Source organism: Mesorhizobium sp. (assembly GCF_004962925.1).
GTDB lineage: Bacteria > Pseudomonadota > Alphaproteobacteria > Rhizobiales > Rhizobiaceae > Mesorhizobium.
Genome location: NZ_SUEO01000178.1, coordinates 11,204 through 13,126 on the forward strand (window position 1 = coordinate 11,204; position 1,923 = coordinate 13,126).

The 1,923-nt window shown below is 64.4% G+C and carries 1 protein-coding gene and 1 pseudogene; both read right to left on the bottom strand.

From position 1 onward, the window contains the following. On the bottom strand, window positions 1-677 hold a 677-nt coding region (locus E5W87_RS26900; protein ID WP_292404558.1), incomplete at its 3' end, for an ABC transporter permease. 86 nt (window positions 678-763) lie between these two features. Continuing rightward, window positions 764-1,886 (bottom strand): annotated as a pseudogene (locus E5W87_RS26905) (NAD(P)/FAD-dependent oxidoreductase). Between the last annotated feature and the right edge of the window lie 37 nt (window positions 1,887-1,923).

The window sequence follows — 1,923 nt, forward strand, 5'->3', positions numbered from 1 at the left end:
ACGAGAGCCGCCGCTAACACCCCCGGCATCGAGTTCGGCAGCACGACGCGGCGGAAGCTGGTGAACGGCCTGGCGCCGAGGTCGGAGGCAGCTTCCAGCAGCGATTTTGGGATGGTGTCCAGCGCCACATAGATCGGCAGGATGGCGAATGGCGCGTAGGCGTGAGCGAGCGTGACGACGACGGCCGCCGGCGTGTTGAGAAACGCCAATGTCGGCTCGGACCAGATGCCGCTTTCGATCAGCGCCGAGTTCAGCACGCCATTATAGGCCAGCACGATCTTCCAGGCGAAGACGCGCAGGAGATAGCTGGTCCAGAACGGCAGCGTCACCAGAAACAACAGCAGGCCACGCCGCCGGCCGGCGTGGAAGGCAAGATAATAAGCAACCGGATAGGCGGTGACGACCGTTGCCAGCGTCACCAGACCGGCGATGGTCAGCGAGCGCAGCGTCACCGTCCAGTACAGCGGGTCGGACACCACCGTAACGAAATTCGCAAGGGTGAAACCGGCGCCCAGCAGCGAACCGTCATTGCCGCGAAAGGCGAGGAAGAGCACGAGGCCGAGGGCAAACAGGATCAGGAAAAAGGTGACCAGTCCGCCCGGCAGCAGCATGGCCAACCGGAAACCCGGAGAAAACCGGGATTCCGGCAGCGGCTGCGTCGCAACGATGGTCGACATCGGCTTGCCCCGTCGGGATTTTGAAATCGCCTAAGGTTTTTTCATAATCATGAAACTGTCAAGCTGATTCCTGCGCCGGCATAAAATCAGCGCTCGAATGCATCCAGCATGCGATACCAGGCGATCGTCGCGGCAACGCCGACCTGCCGAAAGGCATGGAACGGGATCGGCCGGATCAGAGAGACCGGAAACGGCAATTGCCTAGCGTCACCGCTCGCCAGATAGCCAGCGATGCGCTCGCCAAGCGCGGTCATCAGGCCGACGCCACGGCCCTGGCAACCGACCACGGCCATCAGGCCCTGCTCGGGCTCGTGAATATGCGGGAAGTGATCCGGCGTCATCGCCACCCGGCCAAACCAGCGCTGTTCGATGGCAACGCCGGATAGCACCGGATAGAGCCGGTGCAACGCGCGCTCGAGATGTGCCCAGTCACCTTCGCCGGTCGGCTGCGCCATCCGGCCGCGCCCGCCAAGCACCAGCCGGCCGTCGGCACTCTTGCGGTAATAAATGAGGATGCGGCGCGAATCCGACACTGCTTGCCCCTCCGGCAGAATCCCGGCCGCCAGATCGGGCGGTAGCGGCGCTGTCGCGATCTGGAAGGAATGCAGCGGAACGATCGTCTCGGCGAGGCCGGGCAGCAGATCGTCGGTATAGGCGTTCGTCGCCAGAAGGATCGCCTTCGCCTCCAATTCGGCGCCGTCTTCCGTCGAAATGCGCCAAAGGCCGGCGTTCTTGTCGAGACGCACCACCTTCTGATGCTCGGCGACCTTCACGCCTGCGGCCGAGGCGATCCGTGCCAGTTCCGACGTATAGGCAAGCGGATCGATAACGCCGGCGCGGCGGTCGAGCCAGCCGCCGAGAGCCCCGCGCGCCAGTCAACGCGGCGATCTTGGTCTGGCTCAGAAGCCGGACATCGGCGCCGCGAGCCCGCCATTGCCGGTCCCTGCTAGCTGCCGCCTTCAGCGCCGTCTCGGTGTGCGCTGCCTGGATCCAGCCGTTGCGAACAAACGGCACCGCCAGTTTCTCGTCGCGGATCAATTCGAAGACGGCGTCCGCCGTCGAGGCGGCAAAATTGACGAGGATCTCGCCGCGGTCAGGGCCAAAATGCTCCAGCAGCCATTCCGGATCATATTTAAGGCCGGGGATGACCTGGCCGCCATTCAGGCCCGATGCGCCCTGGCCAATCTCGCCGGCTTCCAGCACCTGCACGGCAAGGCCGAACCGGGCTGCATGCAAGGCGGTCGAC